Origin of the sequence: Catenuloplanes indicus, from assembly GCF_030813715.1 — a bacterium.
In the GTDB taxonomy this organism is placed as follows: Bacteria; Actinomycetota; Actinomycetes; order Mycobacteriales; family Micromonosporaceae; genus Catenuloplanes; species Catenuloplanes indicus.
Window position 1 is genome coordinate 2,632,754 of sequence record NZ_JAUSUZ010000001.1, and the last position, 26,776, is coordinate 2,659,529.

Here is a 26,776-nt window from a genome sequence, read left to right on the forward strand (position 1 = left end):
GGTCACACAGGCCGTACCCTTCAGCCCATGGATTCGCGGGCGATCGGACTCCGGGAGCGCAAGAAGGCCGCCACCCGGCTCGCGCTGCACGAGGCCGCACTACGACTGGTGCTCCGCGACGGCCTGGCCGGCGTGACGGTCGAGGCGATCGCGGACGCGGCCGACGTCTCCCGGCGTACGTTCTCGAACTACTTCTCCGGCAAGGAGGAGGCGCTGCTCTACGGCGACCAGGTGCGGATAGGCACGTTCCTGGACACGATCCGGGCCCGGCCGGCCGGGGAGACGCCGTGGACCGCGCTGCGCGAGACCATCGCGTCACTGCGCGACACGTTCGGGTCGCGCGGCCCCGGCGTCGCCGCCCAGCTGCGCCTGCTCCGCAAACAACCCGCGCTGGTCACCCGTCAGGCCGCGATCTACGCCGAGGTGGAGCAGGAACTCGCCGCCGAGTTCACCGCGCGCGGCGCCGCACCCGGCCTCCCGGCCCGCCTGCTCGCCGCGACCAGCATGGCCGCGGTCCGCGTCGCCACCAGCCAGTGGATCGAGGAGGACGGCGCGACCCCGCTGACCGACCTGGTCGACGCGGCACTGCTCGTGGTCCGCCCCGCGTTCCCCGACTAAGATCTCCCGCTGTGGCGCGGATGACCCGGGCGGAGATGCAGGAGCACAACCGCCGCAAAGTGATCGCCGCCGCGCGCGCCGAATTCCTCACCCGCGGCTTCCGCGAGGCCAAGATCGACGACATCGCGGAACGGGCCGAACTGACCCGCGGCGCGGTCTACTCAAACTTCCCCAGCAAGCGTGCGCTCTACTTCACGGTGCTCGCCCAGGACGCGGCCTCGGCCACGCTCCCGCCGGCCACCGACATGCCCGCCACGGCCGCCGACGCGCTCGCCGCCTTCGCCCGCGCCTGGACCGGGCGGCTCCCGCTGAGCACCGACACCCCCCGGCTGGACGCCGAACTGCTGCCGGAGATCGTCGTCGCCAGATCACTGCACGAGCCGTTCGCCCAGCTCACCAGCCTGGCCGCGATCACACTCGGGATGACCCTGGAACTGCTGGAGGACGCCCGCGACCGCATGGTTCGCACCGCGGAGGTCGCGCTCACCACGCTGTACGGCGCCACCCAGCTGAGCACCGCGGCCCCGCTCTTCACCGACCCGTTCGCGATCGCGGCCTCGGTCGCCCACCTCAGCCGGCTCGACCTCGGCGACGGCTGGCCACCGCCGCACCTGCCGTTCACCACACCGGCGGTCGCCGCGGACGAGCCGTGGGCAGCTCCCCCGGCGACCGACGCGCTCCGCGGCGAGGCGGTGCCGTGGCAGGAGGACGGGATCGTGGCGATCCTGGGACTGCACCGACTCGCCGCGGTCGAGGAGGCACTGCGGGCGGCCGGTGGGCGCCCGGTCACGCTGGCGCTGGTCACCGGCGACCCCGCGGAACTCGGGCCGCTGGCCCGGCTCTGCGTCGCCGACCTGGCCGTGTGCCTGCGGGCCGCGGTTCCGCCGGCGGGCCTGCCCGGGTTGCGAGTGGTTCACGACGAGGACGGGGTGGTCGCGGAGGCGGCGCGGGTCTCGGCGGTCAGCGACGGCACGGAGGTCGCGCTCCGCCTGACGGCCGGACGTGTCACGGCACGCGCGACGGGCTACGGGGCGTGCCATGCGGCAGCTTCACTCGCGGGGCCGGGCTGACGCGGCCCGGCTCGGCCGACCGGCGAGACCCAGCCGACCAGGACCGGCTGGCCCGCGAGGCAAGGCTGACCACGGGGCCCAGCCGACCAGCGGAACCCGGCCGACCGGCGGCACCTGTCGGCGCACGGCTTCCGGTGCACACTCAGGTCTGCCAGATCCGTAGAGGCCAACACGGGTAGCACTCGGGACCGCTGCGACGCCGGCTGCTCCGAAGACACACGTCCGCCACTCACGATGAGTAATCGGCGGCGCCGGCTGCCGCCCGGACCGCGGCAGATCAGCGCACGCGGTACGTCGGCGACCTCATTAACTCTGCGACGTGGCCGGTGATTGTCGTACCCTGTGGCGGTCCTCGCCCAAGGTGTGCTGGCTCCGGATGACCGCACCCGCAGTTGGAGAGGGTGGCAGCCCGTTCAGGCCGGGCCGAGTCCGGGGGTCGCTCTACGGAGCGACCCCAAGCCTGCATCGCGGCTACCATGAGAGCGCGTCGGCGAGCGGGTGAATCATGCGAGTTCGTACGTGAAGCGCTCCTTCAGCTTCCAGGCGGCGTCCTGCTCGACGGTCTCCTGAAGGATCCGTTCGACGCGCTCGAACGACTGGGGGCCCATCGCGGCCCGGCTGGTCCCGGATTCCGTCCACAGAAGATGCACCGGCCGCTCGACGTCGGTACTCAGCCGATCCCACAAAGCATCCAGGTTCGCACTGTAGAAGGGGCCGAAGTCCAGCAGCCTCGCGAGCTCCCGATGCAGATCGGCTTCCGAGCTCACCCGACGACCATCAAGGACTACCCGCACCCCGCGATGCTATCGGGCACACGTCAATGACTCACTACGCCCACCATGTTCGCGGCAGAATAGTACGTCGCCCGTCGCGATGTGCTCTACTCTCCAGAATGACGGGACAGTCCGCAGACCAAGTTCACTGGCAGGGCGAGGTGTACGACGTGACTGCCGTCGACGGAAACGGCCTGTTCGCGGCGGTAGGGGCCAAAGCGATCAGTACGGCGTGCTACCGGGGCTATGTAGCCTCGTACAGGGTTGACGACGACCATCTGGTTCTCGCCGAACTAGTACTCCAGCAGGAGATCCGTTTTACGGTTCTGTGAGTGCTTGTCTGGCGTAGTGGCTGATTTTGGCTGAGTCCTGGTGGCGGCGTCTGAAGATGGACCAAGCGATGACGTCGGTGTTGCGTCGTGCGGGGTCGAGGATCAGGGCGTGGAACAGTCGGCGGAGTTCGTTGACGGTGATGTCGATCAGCCCGTCCGGGCTCGCTGTGCTGACTGCTGCGGCTGCGGCGAGGAAGGCGTGGGCGGCGATGACCAGGGTGGTCCAGCGGTGCCATGCTTTCCAGCGGCGGTGCTGGTGTTGGTCGAGTCCGAGGCCGGTTTTGGTGGCCTGGAACGATTCCTCGATGCTCCAGCGGCGGCCGGCGACGGTGACAAGTTGGCGCAGGGCAACACGTTCAGGGCTCCAACAGCGGTAGAAGGCCAGCTCACCGGTAGTGCGGTTGCGGCGGATCAGCAGCCAGTGGTGACCTGCGTGCTGGTCAGCGGCAAGGGGCAGCGTGATGAACGCCCAGTCGTAGTAGCGCTGTCCTTTCGCGCCCGAGCCGCCGGAGATCCGCTGCCAAGCGTGTCTCGGCAGGCCGGTGGCGATCTGATCGGTGCGGTAGGTGCCGAGGCCGGTGGGGACCCGGTGCGAGCAGGCAACGGCGAGGACATAGCCGATCCGCAGGCCGCGTAACGCCGTGGCGAGGTTCGGGTCGCTGCCGTAGGCTTCGTCGCCGGCAACCCACCGGCAGGGCAGTCCACCAGCCACCGCCGAGGCGACCAGCCGACGCGCCAACTGCGGCTTCGTGGCGAAGCCGACGGTGTCCGGCACGCCCGCTTCGAGGCGCCGCGCGGGGTCTTCGGTCCAGGACCTCGGCAAGTAGAGAGCGACATCGACCAACGTGTGCCCGAACGGTGAGGCGTAGGACAGGTGCACCGCGAGCTGACAGTTCTCGATCTTCCCCGCGGTGCCGGAATACTGCCGCTGGACACCGACGGTGTGGGTGCCCTTCTTCAGATCCCCGGTCTCGTCGATCACCAGGATCCCGTCGGGATGCCCGAGCCGGGCCGCGACGAAATCACGGACGTCGGCACGCACCAGAGCGTCGTCCCAGCTGGCTCGACCGATCAAATCCTGCATACCGCCCGGCCCGGCGTCCCCGGCGTGTTCCGCGATCGTCCAGCAGTTCTTAACCGGCAACGGCGCGAGTAGCCCGGCCACGAAGTCGCGGACCCGGCGTCGCGGTTCCGGCCGGACGAAGCGGGTCTCGATCGTGTCCATCAACGTCTCGAACAGCTCCGACCAACGCCGGGCGTCTACTCTGTAGGCGGCAGCCACCGCCGTGTTCTCAGTAGTCCACACAACCGCTGAGCCTCGACGGTGGCTGCTTGCCGTACACGGACAAAACCACACCAGTCACCCAGCTCAGAACGGATCTCCTGCTGGAGTACTAGAGACTGATCCTGGCTATGACGGCACGCATGTGGGGGTATCGCCGGTGCGCAGCCGCGGTGTGAAAGTGTATCGAGGGCTGGGCGTGCCGGTCCCGTTCAGCGGCAGGCTACTGATCGGCGCCGGCTACGCAGACATCGACTACCTTCATATGGGTTTTCGTCCCGCTTACGGCTTTCAGCGAGTCTGGGAGTTGGTTTTCGACGTCGGTCGGTTGACGGACGTCAGCGAACGCTCCGCCGAACTTGCCGCGGTGCGCGAACGCTTCGCAGGTGTCCGGCCCGGGCCCGTTGGCGGTGAGACGACCAGCGACTGGATCGACAGAACCTTCTCACTGTCATTCTCCTACAGCTGGCCGCAGTTTCCGGGAACCGGATGATCGCGTCAGCGCCAGAGCCTCTGCGACACACTCAACTCGGCACGAGCGCGCGCCAGCCCATCCCCGGTCGCGTCACGCGGCGTGACTGCTCGCCGCTCCTGCCGCGCACGCTTGGCGGCAGAAGCGGACATGCGATCAGGGTGCATGATCATGGTCGGCAACCGGGTAAGCCACTCTGGGTGATGCTGCCCTACTGGGCACGAGCGGCGCGAAGTTGCGTTTCGGTGGATACGGTGTCGGGGTGGTCGTCGCCGAGCACCCGCCGGGAGTCGGTGAGGACCTGCTCGTACAGGGTGATGGCCTCGGCCACCCGCCCCGCCGCCTGGTAGGCGTAGGCGAGGTTGTGGCGGGAGGTCAGGGTGTTGGGGTGCTCGTCGCCGAGCACCCGCCGGTAGTCGGTGAGGACCTGCTCGAACAGGGTGATGGCCTCGGCCACCCGCCCCGCCGCTCGGTAGGCGCCGGCGAGATCGTTGCGGGAGGTCAGGGTGTTGGGGTGCTCGTCGCCGAGCACCCGCCGGTAGTCGGTGAGGACCTGCTCGAACAGGGTGATGGCCTCGGCCACCCGCCCCGCCGCCTGGTAGGCGCCGGCGAGGTTGTGGCGGGAGCTCAGGGTGTTGGGGTGCTCGTCGCCGAGCACCCGTCGCCGGTCGGCGAGGACCTGCTCAAACAGGCTGATCGCCGGTGCGAGCTGGCCCTGGAACTGGCGATAGGTGGCCGCACGATCACCGAGGTAGAGCAAGTCGGGGTTGTCGTGGCCGGGACCGATGTGCGCGGTGACCGCGTCGATATGCGGCAACAGCGCGTTCCAGCGGGGCCAGCCCGCGACGTTAGCAATCGGGTCGTCCGGAATCGCGTCCATCAGAAGCGCGACCGCTTGGTCAGCGGCATGCGTATCACCGTCTGCCGCCCGCGCTAAGGTGTTCTCGCGGGTGACCGCCTGGACCAGCCGATGCACACTCACCGCCCCGCCCTCACGGGCGACCATGTGGTAGGAGCCCAGCAGCGCCAGCGCTTCCCCGAGTTCCAGGTCATCGTCGGCCAGCGGCGTCAGCAGGTCCTCGGGGAGCCGGTCCGGGGCCAGCCACGCCAGTACGCCCAGTACCCGCTCCGCCAACAGCGACCGCCTGGTGATCGCGTCCATCGTGACCTGCCAGATCCCGGCGACCGCCTGGCCCGCCGCACCGCCCTCACCCACATGGCCCGCGACCCGGGCGAAGCTGTCCCGCAGCAGCCGCAGGTAGGCGTCGAAGCTCATACCGGCGTGCTGGCTGACGTACGCTGCTGCCTGCTCCAACGCTAGAGGGAGATCACCCAGCTCGGCCGCCAGCCGGCCCGCACCCTCCCGATCGGCGGAACCGGTCAGCCGCACCAGCAGGTCCACACTCGCCTCCCGCTCCAGTACCTCCAGCCGCAACGGCGCCAAACCCAGCCGCGCCCACCGCGCACTACCGAGATTCCGGCGGGTCGTGACCACCACCGCACCACGACCGGTCACCTGCCCCAGCAGCGGCGCGATATCGGCGACGTCCTCCACGTTGTCCAAGACCAGCAGCCACCGATCATGTGACTGCAACCAGCCCAGCGCCCACTCGGTTGCATCCGCCAGCCCCGCCGCCGGATGCAACCGGCGTGTCAACCCCACCAAACCAAGAGCGATAGCCTCCGGCGAGTCCGCGGTGATCCACCACACCACCCGGAACTGATCCCGGTACTCCCGCGCGAAATGCAGCGCCAGCTCGGTCTTACCGATACCACCCAGACCGTGCACCGCCGCCTGCCCGATCACCACACCACGCGCTGTCACCTCGGCCTGAAGTACATCCGCCAGCAACGCCACATCCTGTCCCGCCCCGGGTTTGATGGAGACATCCAAACCTGGGAGATCATTTAGTTATGCCGGCACCGAAGAAGTACAACGATGAGCTGCGTGAGCGGGCGACCCGATTGGCGGTCGAGGCCCGCCGGGACCCGGCGTCCGCGGTCGGTGCGATCCGGCGGATCGCTGGATCGCTCGGGGTTCATCCGGAGGCGTTGCGGACCTGGGTGAAGAAGGCCGAGACCGACGCCGGTGACCGGCCGGGCACCACCAGCAGCGACGCCGACCGTATCGCCGCTCTCGAACGGGAGAATCGTGAGTTGCGGCGGGCGAACCAGATCTTGAAGTCCGCGGCGAGTTTCTTCGCGGCGGAGCTGGACCGTCCGTCGCGATGAAGGTCGACTTCGTCGACTCCCACCAGGCCGAATACGGTGTCCAGCCGGTCCTGCAGGCTCTTGAAGATACGCCGGCACAGATCGCATCGTCGACCTACTACGCTGCCAAGGCCCGTCCCGCCAGCGCCCGATCACGCCGCGACGCCGAACTGACCGCGATGATCAAGAAGATCCACGCGGAGAACTACGGTGTCTACGGCGCCCGCAAGATCTGGCACGAACTGCTGCGCCGTGGTGTGCGGGTGGCCCGGTGCACGGTCGAGCGGCTGATGCGTGAGGCTGGGTTACGCGGGCTGCTGCGCGACAAGTCACCACGGACCACCAAGCCCGCGGCTGAGACCGACCGGCCTCGCGACCTGGTCAAACGTGATTTCACCGCGGCCGGACCGAACCAGTTGTGGGTCGCCGATCTGACCTACGTGCGCACCGCCGTGGGCTGGGTGTACGCCGCGTTCGTCCTGGACGTGTACTCCCGGATGATCGTCGGCTGGCAGGTGGCCACGAGCCTCTACACCGACCTCGCCCTCGACGCGCTGAAGATGGCGATCTGGCGGCGTCAGAATCAAGGCGCTGACCTGGGCGGACTCGTCCATCACTCGGACCGCGGAGTCCAATATCGAGCCATTCGTTACAGCCAGCGGCTCGCCGAAGCCGGCGCCGTCGCGTCGGTCGGATCTAAGGGCGACTCGTTCGACAACGCGATGGCCGAGGCGTTCAACTCCCTCTACAAGGCCGAACTCGTCCGCAACAAGAACCCGTGGCGAGGCTTGGACGACCTGGAGATGGCCACCGTCGAGTACATCGACTGGTACAACAACCGACGCCTGCACGGCGAACTCGGATACGTCCCACCCGCCGAACACGAGGCACTACACGCGATGACCCGAGCGGTCACCGTACCCCTGAAAACCAGCTAACCAGCTCTCCATCAAACCCGGGGCTTGACATCCCGGCCCACGAACACTCGCGATGCGGTAGGCAGGTTGTCCACCGCCGCCGCATCCACCACGCCTGGCGGCGGCATCACCGGGAGGGCCACCGTGGTGTTGTTGATCTGCACGTTGTGGTCACCGGCCTGCACCCCAGGCGACGCCGACACCGATGTGTGATGGACGCTTCCACCCACTCCCGCCACGGCCCCAGCGCCGCTGGTCTCGCGCTGGCGCCACCGATCAACCAGCGACGGAACAAACGCACCGACCACCGCCGCAACCGACGCGGCCACCACCGTCCACCCCTGCTTGTCATCCGCGACCGCTGCCCACGCCCCAGCACCAGCCACAATCGCGGCACCCACCGCCCACACCAGAGCGGGCCAGACAACGTGCCAAGACCGCGACATCACGCCCACACCGTACTCACCGTGATCGACCCCACACACCGACGATCATCCACAGCAGCATCCGCAATTCGGCAGATCCGGACGCCGACAAGGAGAGGGCACCCATCACGGCGTATAGCCGATGAACTTCTGCCTGCCGGCCGCCTGCTCAGCGGGCGCACCGACGATGAGCATGTGGAACTCGATGGCCGTCGTGTACTCGGTGGCGTACGTGGCTCTGCACTACAAGGGCCGTACGCCGACAGCACCCAGCCGGCCGGAGCGAGCCAGCCGATCTGGACGCACTTCGCCGATCAGCGAGCGCCGACCAATCGGCGGCACCGGGCCGGCCCGGGAGCATTCAGCTGTTCAGCAAATACCAATGAGCCGATGAGCCCTTACCGACCAGCAGCATCCGGCTGGTGAGGCGCCGCTGACCTGCGGGTGCCCGGCTCGGCAGGATCTACCCGACGATCCAAACGGTCGGCGGGTCCAGGGGTGGGCATTCCGCTGGCAGTTCAGCGATCGGGCACTGCGCGCCCGATATTCGGCTTATTGGCGGCGGTAGCATGGTGGGTTGCGTTGCAGGGCGCCGCCTCCGGCGGGTCTCGGGACTCCGGTGCATGGCGGGGCTTCCAGCGGGTGCGGGGTCCGTGGGGCCGGCTGTTTTCTCGTGGGTGGCATGGGTTGCGCCTGCGGGCGCCGCTCTCGTGCTGGCGCACGAAAGCGAAAAACGAAAACCGACACCGCCGCAATTTCGGCGAGATGTGTGCTGTTCGGTAGTCGCATCCAAGTGGTGAGCTGGCACCGCTGGAAATTCCTGCCGAGGCGGGAGGATATCGTATCGCACATTGTGCACAACAGCGTACAGGCCTGCTAGAACGCATGGAAAGGCGGCAATTCCGGCCCTATGGGTAATCTTTCGCCTCGGCTGATCGGCGGTGAATCGTGACCGTATTCGAAGGCATCGAGCACCAACGTGCCCGTCTTCTGCCATCAGCGAAACCGGGACCTGAATAGCGACACGGCGTTCCTCGCGCATCGGTGATGATGACGTCAGCCGAGGTGACCGAGGCGGGTGCTGATCTCGCGGGCGGTGGTGAGGACGTGGCTGGCTATGGAGGGGAAGTCGGCGGTGGTCAGGCGGTAGGAGGGGCCGGAGGTGCTGATCGCGGCGACGACCGTGCCCTCGTGGTCGCGGACGGGGGCGGCGACGGCATTGAGGCCGAGTTCGAGTTCCTCGGCGGTGGCGGCCCAGCCGGTGCGGCGGATGTCGGCCAGGGCCGAGGCCAGTTCGGCGGCGGTGGTGAGCGTGTACGGGGTGAAGCGTTCCAGCGGGGTGGCGAGTGCGCGGTCGCGGGCCTCGGGCGGCTGGAATGCGAGAAGCACCTTGCCGCTGGACGTGGCGTGGGCGGGGGTGCGCTGCCCGACCCAGTTGTAGCTGGAGACGGCCGCGCGGCCGCGGACCTGGCTGATGTTGATCGCGTAGCCGTCGGTGAGGACGGCGACGTTGACCGTCTCGCCGAGGTGGTCGGCGAGCTTCTCGCAGGCGGCGCGGCTGGAGACGGTCAGGTCGAGGCGGGCGGCCGCGGCGCCGGCCAGGCGGACCATGCCGAGGCCGAGCCGGTACTTGCCGCGATCGCTGAGCTGGTCGACGAGACCGCGCTGTTCCAGCGCGCCGACCAGGCGGAACGCGGTGGACTTGTGCACGCCCAGTTCACCGGCGATCTCCGTGACGCCGGCCTCGCCGCGCCGGGCGAGGATCTCCAGCACCGTCACGGCACGGTCGACGGACTGGACGAGCGCCGGACCGCTGTTGCTCATCGCGCAACTGTAGCGAAGGACGCAACGCCTAGTGCAGCGTCAACACATGGGCGTTTATCCTCCGCACCTCGTCGGCGAGGTCGTCCAGATGGACCACCTGGACGCCGCAGGCGGACAGCAGCGCGGCGCCGTCGCCCTCCACGAAGACCGGCGGCTCGCGCAGCGCGTAGACCACCCGGGGAATGCCGGCCTCCAGGATCAACTCGGCGCAGGTCCGCGGGTGGGACGCCCGGCGGCTGCACGGTTCCAGCGAACTGTAGATGGTCGCGCCGGTCAGGTCGGCGCCGCGGAGTTTGCGCAGCGCGGTCTCCTCCGCGTGATCGCGCGGGCCGGTCTCCCGGGAGTAGCCGGTCGCCAGTTCGCGGCCGTCCGCGCCGACCACGACCGCGCCCACGGCGAACGCGGTCTCCGAGACCGGGCACAGCCGGGACAGCTCCACCGCGCGGCGCAGCCACAGCAGGTCCGGCGTCACACCGGCACCTCGAAGCGGTCGGTGAGCAGGTAGCGAAGCAGCACCACGTCGTCGATCTTGCGGACCTCGGCGACGGTCATCCGCCGGTCGGACGGCCAGGGCAGCGCGCCGCCACCGGCGAACCGGGGGGCGGCCGGGTCGCCGACCAGGAACGGCGCGACGACCAGTTGCAGCTCGTCGACGAGCCCGGCGGTGAGGAACTCCGCGTGCACGGCCGCGCCACCCTCGACCATCAGCCGGTGGACGCCGCGGGCGGACAGGTCGGTGAGCACCCAGTCGAGCGCCACGTCGGGGCCGGCGTCGATCACGGTGGCCAGGCCGTCCAGCGACACGGACAGGGCGGCGAACGCGGGCGAGGCGGTGTAGACCAGCTTCGCCGCGTCACCTGCGGTGAAGAAGTGCGAGGCCGGGTCGAGCACGCCGGAGCGGGTCAGCGTGACCTTGACCGGGGACGGCGGCTGGCTGCGCGCCACCCGGTCGCCGCGGCGGGCCTGGGAGCGAACCACGAGCCGCGGGTTGTCCCGCCGGACCGTGCTGGCGCCGACCAGGATCGCGTCGCAGGTGGCGCGGATCGTGTCGACACGGTCCAGGTCGGCGTCGTTGGAGAGGATCAGGCGCTCGGCGGACGCGTCGTCGATGTAGCCGTCGACCGACATCGCGCAGCTGAGCAACGTGTAGGGACGCTGCGACCCCATGGCACAACCCCCCGGCGCCGGACGAACTCGACAGCGCAAGCGTAGTGGCCCGGCCGGGGCGAAAAAGCGCTTATGCCCACGTGACGCGCGTCAAAAAGCTCGCCGGAGGGCTCAGAACGCGTCGACGGCGAACCGGTCCGCCGCCAGCAGGCGCTCCACCGCGTCCGCGGTGATCGGCCGGGAGAAGTGGTAGCCCTGGCCGAGCTGGCAGCCGAGGGTCCGCAGCAGCCGCGCCTGCTCCGCGGTCTCCACGCCCTCGACCACGGTGCCGAGCGCGAGGCTGCGGGCCAGGTCGATGATCGCCCGGATCAGCGAGACCTGCTGCAGGCCCTCGGGCCCGGCCACCGGCACGAACGCCTTGTCGATCTTGATGCTGTCGATCGGCAGGTGCTGCAGATACGCCAGCGAGGAGTAGCCGGTGCCGAAGTCGTCGACCGCCACCTTCACGCCCATCTTGCGCAGCGACGTGAGGTGCGCGATCGCCGCACCGCCGCCGTCCGCGACCAGCACGCTCTCGGTGATCTCCAGGGTGAGCGCGTGCGCGGGCAGCCCGGAGTCCGTCAGCGCCTCGCGGACCACCTGCTCGAAGTCCGGTTCGCGGAGCTGCCGCACGGAGACGTTGACGGAGAGCCGCACGCCGTACCGGTGATGCCAGGCGACCGCGTCCAGGCAGGCGCGGCGCAGCACCCACGCGCCGAGCGGCACGATCAGCCCGGAGTCCTCCGCGACCGAGATGAACTGGTCCGGCGGGATCGGCTTGCCGTCGCTCGGCGTCCAGCGGACCAGCGCCTCGACCGACACGGTGTGCTCGTCGCCCAGGTCGACCAGCGGCTGGTAGTGCACGGCGAAGTCGGCGCGGTCGATCGCGGCGCGCAGGCCGTCGACCGTGCGGGTCCGGTGCAGCTGGTCGGCGCGCAGCCGCTCGTCGAAGCTGACCACCCGGTCCTTGCCGGCCGCCTTCGCCGCGTAGAGCGCGAGGTCCACGTCGCGGAGCATCTCCGACGTGCTGAGCCGGGAATCGAGCGTGCGCAGGCCGACGCTGGCCGTGGTGTGCAGCCGGTGGTCGCCGACCTCGACCGGCTGCCGGACCAGCTGGACCAGCTTCTCGCCGATGGTGACCGCGTCCAGGTCGACCACGTCCTCCAGCAGCACCGCGAACTCGTCACCGCCCAGCCGGGCGAGCGTGTCGCCGGAGCGCAGGCCGGCCTGCAACCGCTCCGCGATCACGGTCAGCAGCGCGTCGCCGGTCGGGTGCCCGAACCGGTCGTTGATGTCCTTGAACCCGTCCAGGTCCAGCATGATCAGCGTGGCCGGCGCCGGTCCGCTCAGCGCGGCCTCGACGCGCTGGCGCAGCAGCAGCCGGTTCGGCAGGGCGGTCAGCGGGTCGTGCAGCGCCTGGTGGCTCAGCTCGTCCTGCAGCGACTCCTGCCGGGCGAGCGCGCGCTCCAGCGCGGCACCGCGGCGGTCCAGCGCACGGGCCCGTGACTCGGCCAGGCTGGCGATCTGCGTCAGCCGCGTCACCAGCAGCAGCAGCGTCACGGCGGTGGCGGCCATCGGCACCACCACGTCGTGGCCGTCGATCGAGCGGGAACGCAGCTCGGTCAGCAGCGAGACCGTGGTGGCGGCCGGCACGATCAGCACCAGCGCGAGGTAACTGGCGAACATCCAGTGCGGGTGGGTGCGGCGCACGTCGGAGAGCCGGCCGCCCGCGGCCATCGCCGGGTGCAGCGCGGCCGCGCCGACCAGCACGGCCGCGGCCAGCCAGCACAGCGACGCGGGCAGCAGGTCGAGCCACCCGTCGCCGCCGTCCACGACGTGGATGAGGACCATGGTGTCGCCGAGCGTCTGCGCGACCGCGGCGCCGACCGCGAGCAGGCTCCAGCCCGGGCGCCCGCTGCCGACGACCGCGAGCCGCGCCGCGCCGCAGAGGATCAGAAGATCCATCAGCGGGTACGACAGGGAGAACAGCCCGGCCGGGGTCAGCCGCGCGTCGTGGCTGTTCAGCAGCGGGTCGACCAGCAGCGTCCAGTAGAGCACCGCGCCCGCGCAGGCGAAGATGCCGGTCTCCAGCATCCCGGTCCGCCAGACGCCACGGCCGCCGCGCTCCGGCAGCGCCACCATGCCCAGGAACAGCAGCGGGTACATCAGGAAGTAGAACCAGTCGAGCGGGCCCGGGTACGCCGGCTGCATCCCGGCCGCGACCAGGGCGAGCCAGCCGAGGTTCGCGATCAGCGGCACCGAGACGCCGGCCAGGATGCACCACCAGGGCAGCATCCGGCGCGGCCGGTGCAGCCGGATCCCGGCCGCGACCGCCAGCACCGCGACGACCTCGCCGCCGAGCAGCGCGAACGGCCGCGCCGCCGGCAGGGCCACGGCCACGGCGGCGAGGGCGCTGCTGCCGAACACGAACCACAGCCACAGATACGGCCGGGTCCGCGCCGGGCGCTCCGCAATCGTCACACCGTCCTCCGGTCCATCAGGTCTGCGCTTCCGGCAGCCACCATCGGTCATTGCGCGGGCGACATATGCGGTTTTCCGGAAAGGGTCGTGGGGTCCGTCACGCTTGGTCACCATGGCCGGGCCCGCTATAGTCGGAGGTCGCGAAGGGGAGTAGCTCCCAATGTCGTGGTCGACATACTGACGTCGTCTCTCGCAGACGGTGTCCGGCCACGCGGCCTCGGTCCTCACCGGCCGGGGCGGGCGAGACCTTCGACTCTGGCTGTCGCACGCCTGTGCGCAGGACACACAGCCGGGTCGAGGTCGCCCGTGCCCTCCGATCCGGCTTGGAAAGACCGGAAGGGCTTCATGGAAGGCTTCGTAGTCGCATTCCTCGTCAGCTTCGGCGTCATCTTCGTCGCGGAACTGGGCGACAAGTCGCAGCTGATGGCGATGACGTTCGCGCTGCGCTACCGTGCGTGGCCGGTGCTGCTCGGCATCACGATCGCCACCGCGGTGGTGCACCTGGCCTCCGTCGGCATCGGCTACGGCCTCGGCGCCGCGCTGCCGACCGGCTGGATCGCGCTGATCTCCGGCATCGCGTTCATCTTCTTCGGTGCCTGGACGCTGCGCGGCGACGCGCTCACCGAGGACGAGAAGACGAAGGCGGAGCGCTCGACCGGTTCCGCGGTGCTGGCGGTCGGCGTCGCGTTCTTCGTCGCGGAGCTGGGCGACAAGACCATGCTGGCCACGATCACGCTGGCCACCCAGTACGGCTGGTTCGGCACCTGGCTCGGCTCCACGCTGGGTATGGTGGCCGCGGACGCGCTGGCGATCGTGGTCGGCCGCCTGCTCGGCCGGCACCTGCCGGAGAAGGCCATCAAGATCGGCGCGGCCGTGCTGTTCGCGCTGTTCGGCGTCTGGATGATCGCGGAGGCGATCGCCGAACTCACCTGACCCATGGCGACCTGGCCGTTTTTCTACCGGAACCGGCTGTAGAACGCGGCCAGGTCGTCGCGCAGCCCGTCGAGCGAGTAGCGGTCCCGGATGTGGTGGTACGCCAGGCGCCCCATCGCCCGTACCCCCGCGGGATCCTGTTCGTAGGTCTGCAACGCCTGCTCGGCGCGCTTGGCGAAGGCGAGCACGTCGTCCTCCGGTACCGGCACGCTGAACATCTCGTCGAAGAACTCGCGCCCGGCCAGCCCGGTGAAGCCGACCACGTACGCGCCGCTGGCCATCGCCTCGGCCGGCGGCAGCCCGAAGCCCTCGCGCTCGCTGAAGCTCAGGAAGACCGGGCAGCCGCGCAGCAGCTCCGCGACCCGTGCCTCCGGCGCACCGTCGATCGGCACCAGTTCCCAGCCGGTGAGCGCGCCGCGCGCCCGCAGCAGGTGCAGGACCTGTTCAGCGTCGGCCCGGCGGCGGCGCGGCAGGTACGCCAGGCGCCGCGGCGGGATCTCGTCGCGGTCGCCGGGGAAGAACAGCTCGGTGTCCACCACCACGCGCGCCCGCCCGACCGGCAGGTGCGGGAACGCGTACCGGAGGAACTCCTCGTTGTCCTCGGAGACCGCGAGCAGCGCCAGCACGTTCGCCACGTCGGCCAGCGGCGCACCCGCCGGCGTGCTCTCGAACGGCTGCTGGTCGAACGTCCGGTACGCGTTCTGGTTGAAGATCACCTTGCGCAGCTCCGCGGGCAGCCGGCCCAGCGCCGGCCCGTACCACTCGGCCACCACCAGCAGGTCGTCCGGTGTGAGCACGGTGTCCGCCGCGGACTCCACGCGCGTGCGGTGCGGGAACCAGTCGCACCGGAACCCGCGCTCGTGGTGCAGCACCGCGGCCGGCGTACCGGATGCGTTGAGCAGGTCCACGTGCCGGTAGATCTGCCGTAGCCCGCCGCTCGGCCGCGGGTTGTCCGGCGTCAGGTAGTAGACGGTCGGTGGCCGGTCACCGGCGGCCGGGGCGGTGCGCAGCGCGGGCGGCTGCCGCACCTTCAGGTCGGACGCGCGCTGCACCGCGTGCGCCACCCGCCGAGCCGCGCCCATCACCATGCCGCCACCCCGTTATCGAAGGTCGAACCGGGTGAGATCGTAGCGGCGCATGATGCCGATGAGGTTGTCCGCGTACGTCGGTGAGGTGGCGTACCCGGCCTTGTGGATCGCCCGGGCGAACCGTTCCGGCGCGTAGTCCCACTGGAACGCCGGCGCGTACCGCGGGTTCACGGTCAGGAAGCGGCCGTGGTCGACCATAGAGCCGGATGCGTTGCGGTACGCCCGGAACGACGCCCGCGTCCGGAAACAGCCCTTCTTGTTGCACTCGCTGGTCTCGTACGACCGGCAACCGACCGCGATCCCGGCGGGCGAGCCGAAGCACTTGATCCCGAAGTAGTTGTGATCGCGCCTGGTCAGTCCGCTGCCGCCCCACCCGGACTCCAGGATCGCCTGCGCGATCGTCACCGACGCGGGCACGTTGTACCGCCGCATGCCCTCCTGCGCCGGGCCGGCGACGCGCGTGATGAATGCCTCCGGCGTGGCCGGTGGCACGGTCGGCGGCGCCTGCCCGCACCACGGCAGCGTCGGCGAGGACGGCCAGACCACGTTCGCGTCCGCCACGTACCCGCCCTCGGCCAGCTTGTTCCAGGCCGCGCTCCGGCGCTGGGTGCCGGACACCGACTCGCCCCAGTCCTGGCAGACCACGTGCAGCGGCTCGCCGTTCTTGATCTTCCGGAGTTCGCGGCCGCCGGTGTTCGAGACGGACCGGACGTTCAGCCCGGGCGCGTCGCCGGGCCGTGCGATCGGCACGGTCGCGGCGGTCGGGCCGCACCAGGCGACGTGCGGCCGCTCCGGTCTCCACCGCACGTAGGCGTCGGAGACGTAGCCGCCGCCGGCCAGGCGCAGCCAGTACGGGCTGTTCCGGACGCCGCCCGCGACCTGCTGGCCGAAGACCTGGCAGCTGACGGTGATCGCGGCGCCGTCGGCGAGTTCGCCGACCTTCTTGTGCACGCTCGACCCGCCGGAGCGGACGTTGAGCGGCGTGCCCGGACTCTGCACGGTGCTGCTGACCGTGGCGCCCAGCGCCTCGACCGGCGCGCCGCCGAGCGCGGCCACCGTACCGGCCACGGCCAGTGCGACCGGGCCGAACGTGCGTATGCTCGCCGCGTTCCGGGCCCGCGCCTTCCTCCGATGCCGCCCGCCACCCGTTCGCAGGTGGCGTGCCGCGGAACCGTTGCGCATGCCGGTTCCCCCCTTCCCGACATAGACGAATCCGCCACCGAGCGTAAGCGCCTATTCGGGTGACATGAGAGGAAATTCCGGAAATCAGCTCTGGATCTCGACGGGCAGATACACCGCGGACCGGCGTGCCGCATCGTGGAAGATCTCGCGCTCCGTGGCCCGCAGCGTGACCGCGGCGCCCAACGGCTCGCCGGTGCCCGGATTACGTGACCAGCGCGGATGCGCACCGCCGCTGACCTGCACACGCAGCCGGTGCCCGGCGCGGAACACGTGCCCGATCGGCCACAGCGGCACGGTCACCCGGGTCACCCCGTCCGCGTCCTCGTCGAAGCGGCCCGGCGCGACCCGGACCAGCCCGTCGCAGACGTTCCGGGACACGCCCGCGCCGTCGACCTCACAGACCCTGACGAACACATCACGGTACGGACCGGAGCTGCGTTCCCAGATCTCCGCGTACACCGGCCCGATCGCGGTCAGGTCGTGCTCCAGCGGCGCACTGGTGTACGTGAGCACGTCCGGGCGTGCCTCCAGCGGCGCGTTGTCCACCGGACCGGACCGGTGCGCCACCAGCACCGGCCCGCCGATCGACGGCGTCGGGGCGGCCGGATCGTAGGTGAACGTGTCCGGCGCACTCTCCCCCACCGGCGCCGCGCCCAGCCCTTGATCCGGCCGCAGGTACCAGGCGGTGGCACGGCCGGCCGGCGGCCAGCTGTCCCGGTGCCCGCCGCGGCCGGTCAGCGTGACGTCGACGGTCCCGGCGGCCGGCGGCGTGCCGGTGCCGGTCAGGTGCCCGGTCAGGAACGACACGCCGACCCGCACCGTGGCCGCGAACAGGCCCGGGCTGCCGTGCGTCCACGGCCCGATCGTGAGGCTCGGCCGGTGCCCGGCCTCGTGCAGCACCGCGAAGTCGTCCAGCTGGGCCGGCAGGAAGATGTCGTGCCAGCCGGCCACCATCATCACCGGCGCGTCGACCTCGGCCAGCCGCTCGCCGAACACCCGGTCCCGCCAGTACTCCGCGCCGGTCGCGTGCTCGGCCAGCCACTGCTGGAAGAACGGCACCGTGCCGCCGGTCGCCACCCGGTCCGCCTCGGCCAGCGGCAGGTGCGCGAACCCGGCGGTCAGACGCGGTTGGCCCCGGCGCAACTCGATCAGCCGGGTCAGCCACGGCTCGGTCTGCGACTCCAGCAGCTCGGTCCAGGTCAGCACCGTGTCCAGCGAGAACGCCTCGCCGGCGTAGGTCAGGTCGCGCATCGCGGCCGTGGTCACCACCGCGACCACGGCGGCCAGGTCCGGCGCCGCGTCGGCCGCGATCGCCCAGTGCGCCGCGCCCTGGTAGCTGACGCCGATCAGGCCGAGGCGGCCCGCGTACCACGGCTGGCGGCGCAGCCAGGCGAGCGTGTCCAGGCCGTCGTCGCGTTCGTGGATCAGCGGCTCGAACCGGCCGCCCGATCCGTACGTGCCGCGGCAGGACTGGACCACCGCGTGCACGCCACGTTCGGCCAGCAGCCGGCCCAGCAGCGCCACCACGGTGCCCCGGCCGTACGGCGAGCGGATCAGCACGGCGGGCCCGTCGTGACCGGGCGAGTAGTGGTCGGTGCGCAGGATGACTCCGTCCCGGGCCCGTACCGACAGATCGCGTTTGACAGTAATTCTGGTTTTTGTCGCTTTCGGCAGGCCCAGTCCCGCCCCCAGCACCGCCGTCGCCACCGACCCGATCACACCGAACCTCCGCTCGTCCCTCAGCGGTCGTTTACCCCGCCAGGTCGGTTTTCCCCACCCGGGCACGCCGACGCGGCGTCCGCACGATCAGCACCAGCGCCACCGCGATCCCGATCAGGACCAGCACCGCGCCGGTCGCACCGCCGAGGACCACGGACATCCGGCGGTACGACTCCCCCGCCAGATAGCCGGCCACGATCGAGACGCCGACCCAGCTGGCCACGCCCGCGAGATTCCAGGGCAGGAAGCGGCGGTACGGCACGCCGCTGCTGCCGGCCAGCCGCGGCGCGAGCGTGCGCACGAACGCCACCCAGCGCACCGGCAGCATCGCCCGCGCGCCGTACCGGGTCATCAGCGCGTCCGCGCGTGCCCACCGCGCCGCGCCGACCCGCCGGCCCAGCGCGCTCGCCCGCAGCCGCGGCCCGTACCGGCGCCCGGACCGAAACGCCAGCGAGTCACCGGTCGCGGCCGCCGTGATCATCACCACCAGCGCGACGCCGAGGTGCAGCCGGCCCTGGAACGCCAGAAACCCGACGAGCAGCAGCGTCGCCTCGGCCGGCACGGTCAGGCCGATCAACGACGCGGTCTCCAGCAGCACCAGCCCGGCGGCGACCAGGTAGATCAGCGTGGACGGCAGCCCGGTCAGCTGCTCTACCAGGCCTTCCATGACACCCCCGAGGTCATCCGGACAGCATCGCAAGGCTCACCCGTCACACTCGCATCGGGATGGACCCCCGATTAGGCAAATAGATCGCAGGTTCGGGACACTAAAGGTATGCAGACCCGCTCCGACCTCCGTAACGTCGCGATCATCGCCCACGTCGACCACGGCAAGACCACGCTGGTCGACGCCATGCTCCGGCAGGGCGGCGCATTCTCCGCAAGGGCCGAGGTCGCCGACCGGGTCATGGACTCCATGGACCTGGAGCGCGAAAAGGGCATCACCATCCTGGCGAAGAACACCGCCGTGCGGTACGTGCCCGAGACCGGCGACCCGATCACCATCAACATCATCGACACCCCCGGCCACGCCGACTTCGGCGGCGAGGTCGAGCGCGGCCTGACCATGGTCGACGGTGTCGTCCTGCTGGTCGACGCGTCCGAGGGGCCGCTGCCGCAGACCCGCTTCGTGCTCCGCAAGGCGCTCAAGGCCCGCATGCCGATCATCCTCGTGATCAACAAGGTGGACCGGCCGGACGCGCGGATCAAGGAGGTCGTGGACGACACCTACGAGCTCTTCCTCGACCTGGACGCGGACGAGGAGCAGATCGACTTCCCGATCGTCTACGCCTGCGCGCGCGACGGCATCGCGTCGCTGACCCAGCCGGCCGACGGCACCGTGCCGGACGACTCCGACTCGCTGCAGCCGCTGTTCACCACGCTGCTGAACACCATCCCGGCCCCGTCGTACACCGAGGGCGCGCCGCTCCAGGCGCACGTGACGAACCTGGACGCGTCGCCGTTCCTCGGCCGTCTCGCGCTGTGCCGCGTGCACGAGGGCACGATCGCCAAGGGCCAGACCGTCACCTGGTGCAAGACCGACGGCACCACCTCCAAGGTGCGCATCTCCGAGCTGCTGATGACCGAGGGCCTGGAGCGCAAGCCGGCCACCTCGGCGGGCCCGGGCGACATCATCGCGGTCGCCGGCATCCCGGAGATCATGATCGGCGAGACGCTGGCGGACGCGGAGAACCCGATCCCGCTGCCGCTGATCACGGTCGACGAGCCGGCCATCTCGATGACCATCGGCACCAACACCTCGCCGCTGGTCGGCAAGGTCAAGGGCGCCAAGGTCACCGCCCGCATGGTGAAGGACCGGCTGGACGCCGAGCTGATCGGTAACGTGTCGCTGCGCGTGCTGCCGACCGAGCGGCCGGACGCGTGGGAGGTGCAGGGCCGTGGCGAGCTGGCGCTGGCCATCCTGGTCGAGCAGATGCGCCGGGAGAACTACGAGCTCACCGTCGGCAAGCCCCAGGTGGTCACGAAGGAGATCGACGGCAAGACCTGCGAGCCGGTCGAGCGCCTCACCATCGACGCGCCGGACGAGTACCTCGGCGCGATCACTCAGCTGCTGGCCACCCGCAAGGGCCGGATGGAGCAGATGGTCAACCACGGCACCGGCTGGATCCGGATGGAGTGGCTGGTCCCGGCGCGCGGCCTGATCGGCTTCCGGACCGAGTTCCTGACCGACACCCGCGGCACCGGCATCCTGCACCACGTCTTCGAGAAGTACGAGCCGTGGTTCGGCGAGCTGCGCACCCGCAACAACGGCTCGCTGGTGGCGGACCGCTCCGGCCCGGTCACCGCGTTCGCGATGACGAACCTCCAGGAGCGCGGCAGCCTCTTCGTGGAGCCGTCGACCGAGGTGTACGAGGGCATGATCGTCGGTGAGAACTCCCGCTCCGACGACATGGACGTCAACATCACCAAGGAGAAGAAGCTCACCAACATGCGGGCTTCCACCTCCGACGAGACCGAGAAGCTGATCCCGCCGCGCAAGCTCTCCCTGGAGCAGGCGCTGGAGTTCTGCCGCGAGGACGAATGCGTCGAGGTCACCCCGGCCGCGGTCCGCATCCGCAAGGTGATCCTCAACCAGCAGGAGCGCGCCCGCGCCGCCGCCCGGCGCAAGCACTCCAACTGATCCAGCACGTCAAAAGCCCCGCTCGCCGGAACGGCGAGCGGGGCTTTTCGCTCTGCGGTGACCACCTCGGGACGTGCAGGGAGGCCCCTCGGGCCGACCGGTGCCCACGGGAGCATGCCGGCCGGACCACGCCGGAAGCGGGTATATATCCGCCTCTTAGGGCTTTCGGCCCGGTTGCCTTCAGGCCTTGAGGACCGGCTCCTCGGTGCCCTCGGCGGCCTTGCGACGGGCCTCCTTGCGGTCGTCGGCCGCGGTCTTGATCAGGCTGGCGACGGTGGCGATGACCAGCGTGCCGAGGATGACCACCAGCGACAGCCAGATCGGGATCGTCGGGGCCCACTCGATGTGCTCGCCGCCGTTGAGGAACGGCAGGTTGTTCTCGTGCAGCGCCTCGAGGATCAGCTTGACGCCGATGAACCCGAGGATGATCGCCAGGCCCTTGGAGAGGTAGACCAGGCGCTCGATCAGGTTGCCGAGCAGGAAGTACAGCTGGACCAGGCCCATCAGCGCGAACACGTTCGCGGTGAAGACCAGGTAGGGCTCCTGCGTGATGCCGAAGATCGCCGGGATCGAGTCGAGCGCGAAGATCAGGTCGGTGGTGCCGATCGCGATCATGACGATCAGCATCGGCGTGAACATCCGCCGGCCGGCGTGCACCGTGGTCAGCCGCGCGCCGTCGAAGCTCGGCGAGATCGGCAGCGCACGGCGGCTCCACCGGATCAGCACGTTCTCCTTGAAGTCCTCGGCCTCCTCCTCGAGCCCCTCCCGCGCGAAGTTGATCGCGGTGTAGATGAGGAACGCGCCGAAGATGTAGAACACCCAGGAGAACTGCGTGATCAGCGCGGCGCCGGCGGCGATGAACGCGCCGCGCATCACCAGCGCCAGGATGATGCCGACGAGCAGCACGGTCTGCTGGTACTGCCGGGGCACCGCGAAGCGGCCCATGATGACCACGAAGACGAACAGGTTGTCCGCGGACAGGCTGTATTCGGTCAGCCAGCCGGTGTAGAACTGCCCGGCGTAGGTGGGACCGGCGAAGAGCCAGACGCCGACGCCGAAGAGCAGCGCGAGGCCGACGTAGATGCTGACCCAGATCCCGGACTCGCGGGGGGAGGGTTCGTGCGGGCGGCGCCCGATGATGACGAGGTCGACGATCAGCACGACGGCCATCGCGGCCAGCGTGACGGCCCAGACCCAGGCGGGTACGTTCAACGGAATCCTCCGGCAGACACAGCACTTCGCCGCAGCGGCCTACCCTTACGCGAAGTAAGAAGGTACCCACTCACGGCTACGTGCACTCGTATGTGACTGTCCGGAGGTCTCTTCCGCCACGGCATGACACGATCCGTGACCGACGGCGCCGGGAGTCCACCCGTGTCCGGGTTTTCGCCGTGCTGACGACACCGCCGTAAGGGGAATACTCCCCTCCTTCGCGCGCAATTGTGCCTCATTCCGGCGACGCCCGGAACGGGACCCCGCAGTGCCGCTCGACACGCTCCTTGCCCGCGGCGCCTAGTTCTTCCTAGGAGGCTAGGTGAATTCCCTCCGTGCGAGACTGCCGGACATGGTTCTTGAGGTTGCGTTGATCGACGTGGTGCCGGGTCACGAGGACGAGTTCGCGGCGGCGTACGCGAAAGGGCACCCGATCCTGGCCGGCACGCCCGGCTGCCGCTCGGTGCGGATGACCCGCGGCATCGAGACGCCGGACCGGTTCGTCCTGCTCGTCGAGTGGGACTCGGTGGCCGCACACGAGGAGAACTTCCGGGCCACCGAGCGCTTCGCCCAGTGGCGCGCGCTGATCGGCCCGTTCTTCGCCGGCCCGCCGCGGGTCGAGCACTTCACCGACGTCCCCGCCTGACCCGCCGGCCGTCTCGCGGGCGGCCGGGCCGGATGCGGAGAGAGCCGGTCCCCCTGCCAGGGGCCCGGCTCTCCGCTGTGCTGGTCAGCCCTTGACACGCTGCACGAACGCCCGCCAGGCCGCTCCCGCGAACCGGAGCCGGGGCCCGGGGTCCTTGGAGTCCCGGACCGCGATCGTCCCCGCGTCCGCCGCGACCTCGACACAGTTGCCGTTCGCGTGGCTACGGCTGCTCTTCACCCAGCCAGTTCGACGTGCTCCCATCGCCCTCCGTATCAGCCACCACCGTTGACCCCGCGCTGAGCGGGGATCGCCCGCGCCTGCTCCGACCGGACGTCGGCCGCCCGGGCCAGGTAGGCGCGCGTCTCCTCCTCCGGCAGCGCCGCCGCCCGCAGCCAGTCCGCGACCAGCAGGTAGCGCGCCACCTCCTCGTCGTCCGTGAGGTGCACGTCCTCGCTCATCGTCTCCAGCACCACCGTGCGCGGGTCGGCCGGATCCGGGAACGAGTAGACGGAGAACGCGGTGTGCGGCACGTACGCGTCCTGCAGCGGCGCGCGGAACGGCAGCATCCGGATCGCCACGTTCGGCAGGTCCGCCATGGCGAGCAGGTGCCGCAGCTGGCCGCGCATCACCTCGGGCGGCGCGACCTGCCGGTGGAACGCGGACTCGTCGATGATCGCCTCGTACCGCGGTGGCTGCTCACGGCGCAGGACCACGTGCCGGGCCGCGCGGGCGCGACTGTCCGCGTCCATGTCCAGGCCCGGGTAGAGCGCGCGACCGGAGCGGACCCGGACCCGGGCGTACTCCGGCGTCTGCAGCAGGCCGGGCACGACGTACTGGTGGAACTCGAAAATGTCAGCGGCGCCGGTTTCCAGCTCCGCATATCTCCGCTGGCGCGGTCCCATGTCACCGAGCGCCTTCCACCAGCCGCGCGCCGCGGCCGCGTCCCGGGCGATGACGATGAGTTTGTCCCGGTTCGGACCGTCCACCTGATAGATGTCCAACAGGTCCATGATGTCGGCCAGATCGGGACGGCTCTGCCCCAGCTCGATCCGGGACAGCTTCGAGGTCGAGGCCCAGCCGAGCCGGTCACAGACCTGCTCCAAGGTGAGGGTCGCGCTGCGCCGCAGCTGTCGCAACTCGGTGCCCAGCCGCAACCGGCGGACCGTAGGACTTTTGGGGGGTGGCATTGGTTCTCCCGGTGCCGACGTTCGTGGCGACAAGGAGATTACAGGCAGCAACGTTGCGGTAGCCATCCGCAATTGGACAGTGCAATTCGCATGTTTACCGTTGCGCACATCCCGGCGCGGCACTTCGCGGGCCCGTGCGATCACCACTGCGCGCGACGCCCACCCCGCGCCCGACCTGCGACGTTAAGCATCGATGAACGCCGCGGACGGGCCGCGCGGGTACGTCACGGAGCGACTCCGCACCCGGCCGGACCGGGCACGGAAAGTTGTTGATCCACATAGTCCGCGCGAAACGGCGAATCGGCGTTAATGACCGTAAACCTAACCACTATCACCCCGCGGGGTGACCTGCGCAAACAAAGTGTCCATCAAGGAATCTGCATTGTCACCTGCGCATGCAGACCCTCCTGCACGTGCAGGAACAGATCCCCGCAAAAAGGACCGGCACCACTGCGCTGAGTGACGCCGGTCCGCTACCCTCGGTTACTTCACGCCTGCGGCGTCCATGCCCCGCAGCTCCTTCTTCAACTCGTTGATCTCGTCGCGGATCCGCGCGGCCAGCTCGAACTGCAACTCGCGCGCGGCGCCGAGCATCTGCTCGTTCAGGTTCTGGATCAGCTCGGCCAGCTCGGCCCGGGCCATCCCGGCGCGGGCCGGCGTGCTCGTGCCCTTGCCGCCCTTCGACCGGGTCTCCGGGACCGGGGCCTTGCCGCGCGACATCTGCCGCCCGGCACCGCCGACGATCGCCTCGGTGTCCTCCGCCTCACGGTAGATGTCGTCCAGAATGTCGTGGATCTTCTTGCGCAGCGGCTGCGGCGAGAGCCCGTGCTCGGTGTTGTACGCCACCTGCTTCGCCCGGCGACGGTCGGTCTCGTCGATCGCCTGCCGCATCGACGGGGTGATCTTGTCCGCGTACATGTGGACCTGGCCGGAGACGTTACGCGCGGCACGGCCGATCGTCTGGATCAACGAGGTGCCGCTGCGCAGGAAGCCCTCCTTGTCCGCGTCAAGGATCGCGACCAGCGACACCTCGGGCAGGTCGAGGCCCTCGCGCAGCAGATTGATGCCGACCAGCACGTCGTAGTCGCCCTTGCGCAGCTCGCTCAGCAGCTCCACCCGGCGCAGCGTGTCCACCTCGGAGTGCAGGTACCGCACCCGGATGCCGTGCTCCAGCAGGTAGTCGGTCAGGTCCTCGGCCATCTTCTTGGTCAGCGTGGTGACCAGGACCCGCTCGTCCCGCTCGGTGCGCAGCTTGATCTCGTGCATCAGGTCGTCGATCTGGCCCTTGGTCGGCTTGATCACGACCTCCGGGTCGACCAGACCGGTCGGGCGGATCACCTGCTCGACGAACTCCCCGCCGGTCTGCTCCAGCTCCCAGTTGCCCGGGGTGGCGGAGAGGAACACCATCTGGCCGACCCGCTCCAGGAACTCGTCGAAGCGCAGCGGCCGGTTGTCCGCCGCGGACGGCAGCCGGAAGCCGTGGTCGATCAGCATGCGCTTGCGCGACGCGTCACCCTCGAACATGCCGCCGATCTGCGGGATCGTCTGGTGCGACTCGTCGATGACGGTGACGAAGTCGTCCGGGAAGTAGTCGAGCAGGCAGTGCGGCGGACTGCCGGGCAGCCGGCCGTCGATGTGCATCGAGTAGTTCTCGATGCCGTTGCAGAAGCCGACCTGTTTCATCATCTCCAGGTCGTACGTGGTGCGCATGCGCAACCGCTGCGCCTCGAGCAGCTTGTTCTGCCGCTCCAGCTCGTCGAGCCGCTCGGCCAGCTCCACCTCGATGTCGCCGATCGCCCGCTCCATCCGCTCCTGGCCGGTGGCGTAGTGGCTGGCCGGGAAGATCAGTGCGGTCGGCACCTCACGCACCACGTCGCCGGTGAGCGGGTGCAGATAGGAGATCTTCTCCACCTCGTCACCGAACAGCTCGATCCGCAGCGCGAGCTCCTCGTACGCCGGGATGATCTCCAGCGTGTCGCCGCGCACCCGGAACGTGCCGCGCTGGAACGCCATGTCGTTCCGGGTGTACTGAATCTCGACCAGGCGGCGCAGCAGCTTGTCGCGGTCGATCTCCTGGCCGACCGTCACCCGGGCGGCGCGTTCGAGGTACTCCTGCGGCGTGCCGAGGCCGTAGATGGCGGAGACGGTCGCCACCACGATCACGTCGCGGCGGGTGAGCAGCGACATGGTTGCGGAGTGCCGCAGCCGCTCCACCTCCTCGTTGACCGAGGAGTCCTTCTCGATGTAGGTGTCCGTCTGCGGGATGTACGCCTCGGGCTGGTAGTAGTCGTAGTACGACACGAAGTATTCGACCGCGTTGTTCGGCAGCAGCTCGCGGAACTCCTTGGCGAGCTGCGCGCAGAGCGTCTTGTTGTGCGCGAGCACCAGCGTGGGCCGCTGCAGGCGCTCCACCAGCCACGCCGTGGTCGCGCTCTTGCCGGTGCCGGTCGCGCCGAGCAGCACGCTGTGGCGCTCACCGTCACGGACGCGGCGCTCCAGCGCGTCGATCGCCGCCGGCTGGTCACCGGAGGGCTTGAAGTCGCTGATGACCTGGAACCGGTTGTCGATCCGGGGAATGTCGAGCGCCATGTCCCCCACGGTACGCCCGGGGTCCGAC

23 protein-coding genes and 1 pseudogene are annotated in these 26,776 nt (G+C 69.9%); 8 read left to right on the forward strand and 16 right to left on the reverse strand.

The annotated features are described in order from the left end of the window. The first annotated feature begins 27 nt into the window (after positions 1–27). Complete coding sequence (locus J2S42_RS11840; RefSeq protein ID WP_307238510.1) at positions 28–618, forward strand: TetR/AcrR family transcriptional regulator; 591 nt, start codon at positions 28–30, stop codon at positions 616–618. A 20-nt stretch (positions 619–638) separates the two neighbouring features. Beyond that, complete coding sequence (locus J2S42_RS11845; protein WP_307248711.1) at positions 639–1,688, forward strand: TetR/AcrR family transcriptional regulator; 1,050 nt, start codon at positions 639–641, stop codon at positions 1,686–1,688. Between the two features lie 503 nt (positions 1,689–2,191). Here the strand turns inward: J2S42_RS11845 and J2S42_RS11850 are convergent. Continuing rightward, complete coding sequence (locus tag J2S42_RS11850) at positions 2,192–2,482, reverse strand: barstar family protein (protein ID WP_307238512.1); 291 nt, start codon at positions 2,480–2,482, stop codon at positions 2,192–2,194. A 149-nt stretch (positions 2,483–2,631) separates the two neighbouring features. Between J2S42_RS11850 and J2S42_RS11855 the strand changes: the two genes are divergently transcribed. After that, the gene (locus tag J2S42_RS11855) at positions 2,632–2,793 is read left to right on the forward strand and encodes a hypothetical protein (RefSeq protein ID WP_307238514.1); all 162 of its coding nucleotides are present in this window, start codon (positions 2,632–2,634) and stop codon (positions 2,791–2,793) included. On the opposite strand, the gene J2S42_RS11860 is transcribed toward J2S42_RS11855, so the two are convergent. Beyond that, complete coding sequence (locus J2S42_RS11860; protein ID WP_307248643.1) at positions 2,780–4,018, reverse strand: IS701 family transposase; 1,239 nt, start codon at positions 4,016–4,018, stop codon at positions 2,780–2,782. The genes J2S42_RS11855 and J2S42_RS11860 overlap by 14 nt on opposite strands. A 217-nt stretch (positions 4,019–4,235) precedes the next feature. On the opposite strand from J2S42_RS11860, the gene J2S42_RS11865 reads away from it, so the two are divergent. Beyond that, on the forward strand, positions 4,236–4,568 hold the full coding sequence (locus tag J2S42_RS11865; RefSeq protein WP_307238516.1) for a hypothetical protein: 333 nt from the start codon (positions 4,236–4,238) through the stop codon (positions 4,566–4,568). A 190-nt stretch (positions 4,569–4,758) separates the two neighbouring features. Here the strand turns inward: J2S42_RS11865 and J2S42_RS11870 are convergent, their stop codons facing one another. Continuing rightward, complete coding sequence (locus J2S42_RS11870; RefSeq protein ID WP_307238518.1) at positions 4,759–6,441, reverse strand: tetratricopeptide repeat protein; 1,683 nt, start codon at positions 6,439–6,441, stop codon at positions 4,759–4,761. A gap of 20 nt (positions 6,442–6,461) precedes the next feature. On the opposite strand from J2S42_RS11870, the gene J2S42_RS11875 reads away from it, so the two are divergent. Beyond that, positions 6,462–7,696, forward strand: a protein-coding gene (locus tag J2S42_RS11875) for an IS3 family transposase (RefSeq protein WP_370879163.1) whose coding sequence is annotated in 2 segments (ribosomal slippage) — positions 6,462–6,741 and positions 6,741–7,696 — 1,236 coding nt in all. Because the reading frame shifts where the segments join, the coding sequence is not laid out codon by codon here. An 11-nt stretch (positions 7,697–7,707) separates the two neighbouring features. Here the strand turns inward: J2S42_RS11875 and J2S42_RS11880 are convergent. From J2S42_RS11880 to J2S42_RS11900, 5 genes are all read right to left on the reverse strand, one after another. Beyond that, on the reverse strand, positions 7,708–8,076 hold the full coding sequence (locus J2S42_RS11880) for a hypothetical protein (protein WP_307238521.1): 369 nt from the start codon (positions 8,074–8,076) through the stop codon (positions 7,708–7,710). Between the two features lie 1,080 nt (positions 8,077–9,156). Next, positions 9,157–9,924, reverse strand: a complete 768-nt coding sequence (locus tag J2S42_RS11885; protein WP_307238523.1) for an IclR family transcriptional regulator — start codon at positions 9,922–9,924, stop codon at positions 9,157–9,159. A gap of 28 nt (positions 9,925–9,952) precedes the next feature. After that, on the reverse strand, positions 9,953–10,396 hold the full coding sequence (locus tag J2S42_RS11890; protein WP_307238525.1) for a deaminase: 444 nt from the start codon (positions 10,394–10,396) through the stop codon (positions 9,953–9,955). After that, a complete protein-coding gene (locus tag J2S42_RS11895; RefSeq protein WP_307238527.1) occupies positions 10,393–11,091 on the reverse strand; it encodes a RibD family protein in 699 nt (232 codons plus the stop codon). Before J2S42_RS11895 ends, J2S42_RS11890 begins: the two co-directional genes overlap by 4 nt. A gap of 111 nt (positions 11,092–11,202) precedes the next feature. Further along, on the reverse strand, positions 11,203–13,551 hold the full coding sequence (locus J2S42_RS11900; protein WP_307238529.1) for a putative bifunctional diguanylate cyclase/phosphodiesterase: 2,349 nt from the start codon (positions 13,549–13,551) through the stop codon (positions 11,203–11,205). A 345-nt stretch (positions 13,552–13,896) separates the two neighbouring features. Between J2S42_RS11900 and J2S42_RS11905 the strand changes: the two genes are divergently transcribed. After that, positions 13,897–14,484 (forward strand): TMEM165/GDT1 family protein, encoded by a 588-nt coding sequence (locus tag J2S42_RS11905; RefSeq protein ID WP_307238531.1) that lies wholly within the window; start codon positions 13,897–13,899, stop codon positions 14,482–14,484. Between the two features lie 23 nt (positions 14,485–14,507). Here the strand turns inward: J2S42_RS11905 and J2S42_RS11910 are convergent, their stop codons facing one another. The 4 genes and pseudogenes from J2S42_RS11910 to J2S42_RS11925 all read right to left on the reverse strand — a co-directional run. Then, complete coding sequence (locus tag J2S42_RS11910) at positions 14,508–15,572, reverse strand: glycosyltransferase (protein WP_307238533.1); 1,065 nt, start codon at positions 15,570–15,572, stop codon at positions 14,508–14,510. A 12-nt stretch (positions 15,573–15,584) separates the two neighbouring features. Beyond that, a complete protein-coding gene (gsmA, locus tag J2S42_RS11915) occupies positions 15,585–16,754 on the reverse strand; it encodes a sporangiospore maturation cell wall hydrolase GsmA (RefSeq protein WP_307238534.1) in 1,170 nt (389 codons plus the stop codon). Between the two features lie 84 nt (positions 16,755–16,838). Continuing rightward, the gene (locus tag J2S42_RS11920; protein WP_307238536.1) at positions 16,839–18,473 is read right to left on the reverse strand and encodes a CocE/NonD family hydrolase; all 1,635 of its coding nucleotides are present in this window, start codon (positions 18,471–18,473) and stop codon (positions 16,839–16,841) included. 79 nt (positions 18,474–18,552) lie between these two features. Then, positions 18,553–19,140 (reverse strand): annotated as a pseudogene (locus tag J2S42_RS11925) (DedA family protein); the annotation flags it as partial. Between the two features lie 108 nt (positions 19,141–19,248). Here J2S42_RS11925 and typA point away from each other — a divergent pair. After that, the gene (gene typA / locus J2S42_RS11930) at positions 19,249–21,114 is read left to right on the forward strand and encodes a translational GTPase TypA (RefSeq protein WP_307238538.1); all 1,866 of its coding nucleotides are present in this window, start codon (positions 19,249–19,251) and stop codon (positions 21,112–21,114) included. Between the two features lie 180 nt (positions 21,115–21,294). Here the strand turns inward: typA and J2S42_RS11935 are convergent, their stop codons facing one another. After that, a complete protein-coding gene (locus J2S42_RS11935) occupies positions 21,295–22,284 on the reverse strand; it encodes a TerC family protein (RefSeq protein WP_370879380.1) in 990 nt (329 codons plus the stop codon). A gap of 394 nt (positions 22,285–22,678) precedes the next feature. On the opposite strand from J2S42_RS11935, the gene J2S42_RS11940 reads away from it, so the two are divergent. Beyond that, positions 22,679–22,972 (forward strand): antibiotic biosynthesis monooxygenase family protein, encoded by a 294-nt coding sequence (locus tag J2S42_RS11940; protein ID WP_307238542.1) that lies wholly within the window; start codon positions 22,679–22,681, stop codon positions 22,970–22,972. Positions 22,973–23,056: 84 nt separating this feature from the next. Here J2S42_RS11940 and J2S42_RS11945 read toward each other — a convergent pair whose 3' ends face one another. The 3 genes from J2S42_RS11945 to uvrB form a co-directional block, all read right to left on the reverse strand. Continuing rightward, positions 23,057–23,233 (reverse strand): DUF397 domain-containing protein, encoded by a 177-nt coding sequence (locus tag J2S42_RS11945; RefSeq protein WP_307238544.1) that lies wholly within the window; start codon positions 23,231–23,233, stop codon positions 23,057–23,059. An 11-nt stretch (positions 23,234–23,244) separates the two neighbouring features. Continuing rightward, positions 23,245–24,159, reverse strand: coding sequence for a helix-turn-helix domain-containing protein (locus J2S42_RS11950; RefSeq protein ID WP_307238546.1), 915 nt, complete (start codon positions 24,157–24,159; stop codon positions 23,245–23,247). 483 nt (positions 24,160–24,642) lie between these two features. Continuing rightward, positions 24,643–26,748, reverse strand: coding sequence for an excinuclease ABC subunit UvrB (uvrB, locus tag J2S42_RS11955; RefSeq protein WP_307238548.1), 2,106 nt, complete (start codon positions 26,746–26,748; stop codon positions 24,643–24,645). Positions 26,749–26,776: the final 28 nt, after the last annotated feature.

What these genes read in the sequence shown, in the direction of transcription:
- J2S42_RS11840 (WP_307238510.1), top strand. Translation starts at nt 28, where the DNA reads ATGGATTCGCGGGCGATCGGACTCCGGGAGCGCAAGAAGGCCGCCACC.
- J2S42_RS11845 (WP_307248711.1), top strand. Translation starts at nt 639, where the DNA reads ATGACCCGGGCGGAGATGCAGGAGCACAACCGCCGCAAAGTGATCGCC.
- J2S42_RS11860 (WP_307248643.1), bottom strand. Translation starts at nt 4,018, where the DNA reads ATGGACACGATCGAGACCCGCTTCGTCCGGCCGGAACCGCGACGCCGG.
- J2S42_RS11885 (WP_307238523.1), bottom strand. Translation starts at nt 9,924, where the DNA reads ATGAGCAACAGCGGTCCGGCGCTCGTCCAGTCCGTCGACCGTGCCGTG.
- J2S42_RS11895 (WP_307238527.1), bottom strand. Translation starts at nt 11,091, where the DNA reads ATGGGGTCGCAGCGTCCCTACACGTTGCTCAGCTGCGCGATGTCGGTC.
- J2S42_RS11905 (WP_307238531.1), top strand. Translation starts at nt 13,897, where the DNA reads ATGGAAGGCTTCGTAGTCGCATTCCTCGTCAGCTTCGGCGTCATCTTC.
- J2S42_RS11910 (WP_307238533.1), bottom strand. Translation starts at nt 15,572, where the DNA reads ATGGTGATGGGCGCGGCTCGGCGGGTGGCGCACGCGGTGCAGCGCGCG.
- gsmA (WP_307238534.1), bottom strand. Translation starts at nt 16,754, where the DNA reads ATGCGCAACGGTTCCGCGGCACGCCACCTGCGAACGGGTGGCGGGCGG.
- typA (WP_307238538.1), top strand. Translation starts at nt 19,249, where the DNA reads ATGCAGACCCGCTCCGACCTCCGTAACGTCGCGATCATCGCCCACGTC.
- J2S42_RS11935 (WP_370879380.1), bottom strand. Translation starts at nt 22,284, where the DNA reads ATGGCCGTCGTGCTGATCGTCGACCTCGTCATCATCGGGCGCCGCCCG.
- J2S42_RS11940 (WP_307238542.1), top strand. Translation starts at nt 22,679, where the DNA reads ATGGTTCTTGAGGTTGCGTTGATCGACGTGGTGCCGGGTCACGAGGAC.
- J2S42_RS11945 (WP_307238544.1), bottom strand. Translation starts at nt 23,233, where the DNA reads ATGGGAGCACGTCGAACTGGCTGGGTGAAGAGCAGCCGTAGCCACGCG.
- J2S42_RS11950 (WP_307238546.1), bottom strand. Translation starts at nt 24,159, where the DNA reads ATGCCACCCCCCAAAAGTCCTACGGTCCGCCGGTTGCGGCTGGGCACC.
- uvrB (WP_307238548.1), bottom strand. Translation starts at nt 26,748, where the DNA reads ATGGCGCTCGACATTCCCCGGATCGACAACCGGTTCCAGGTCATCAGC.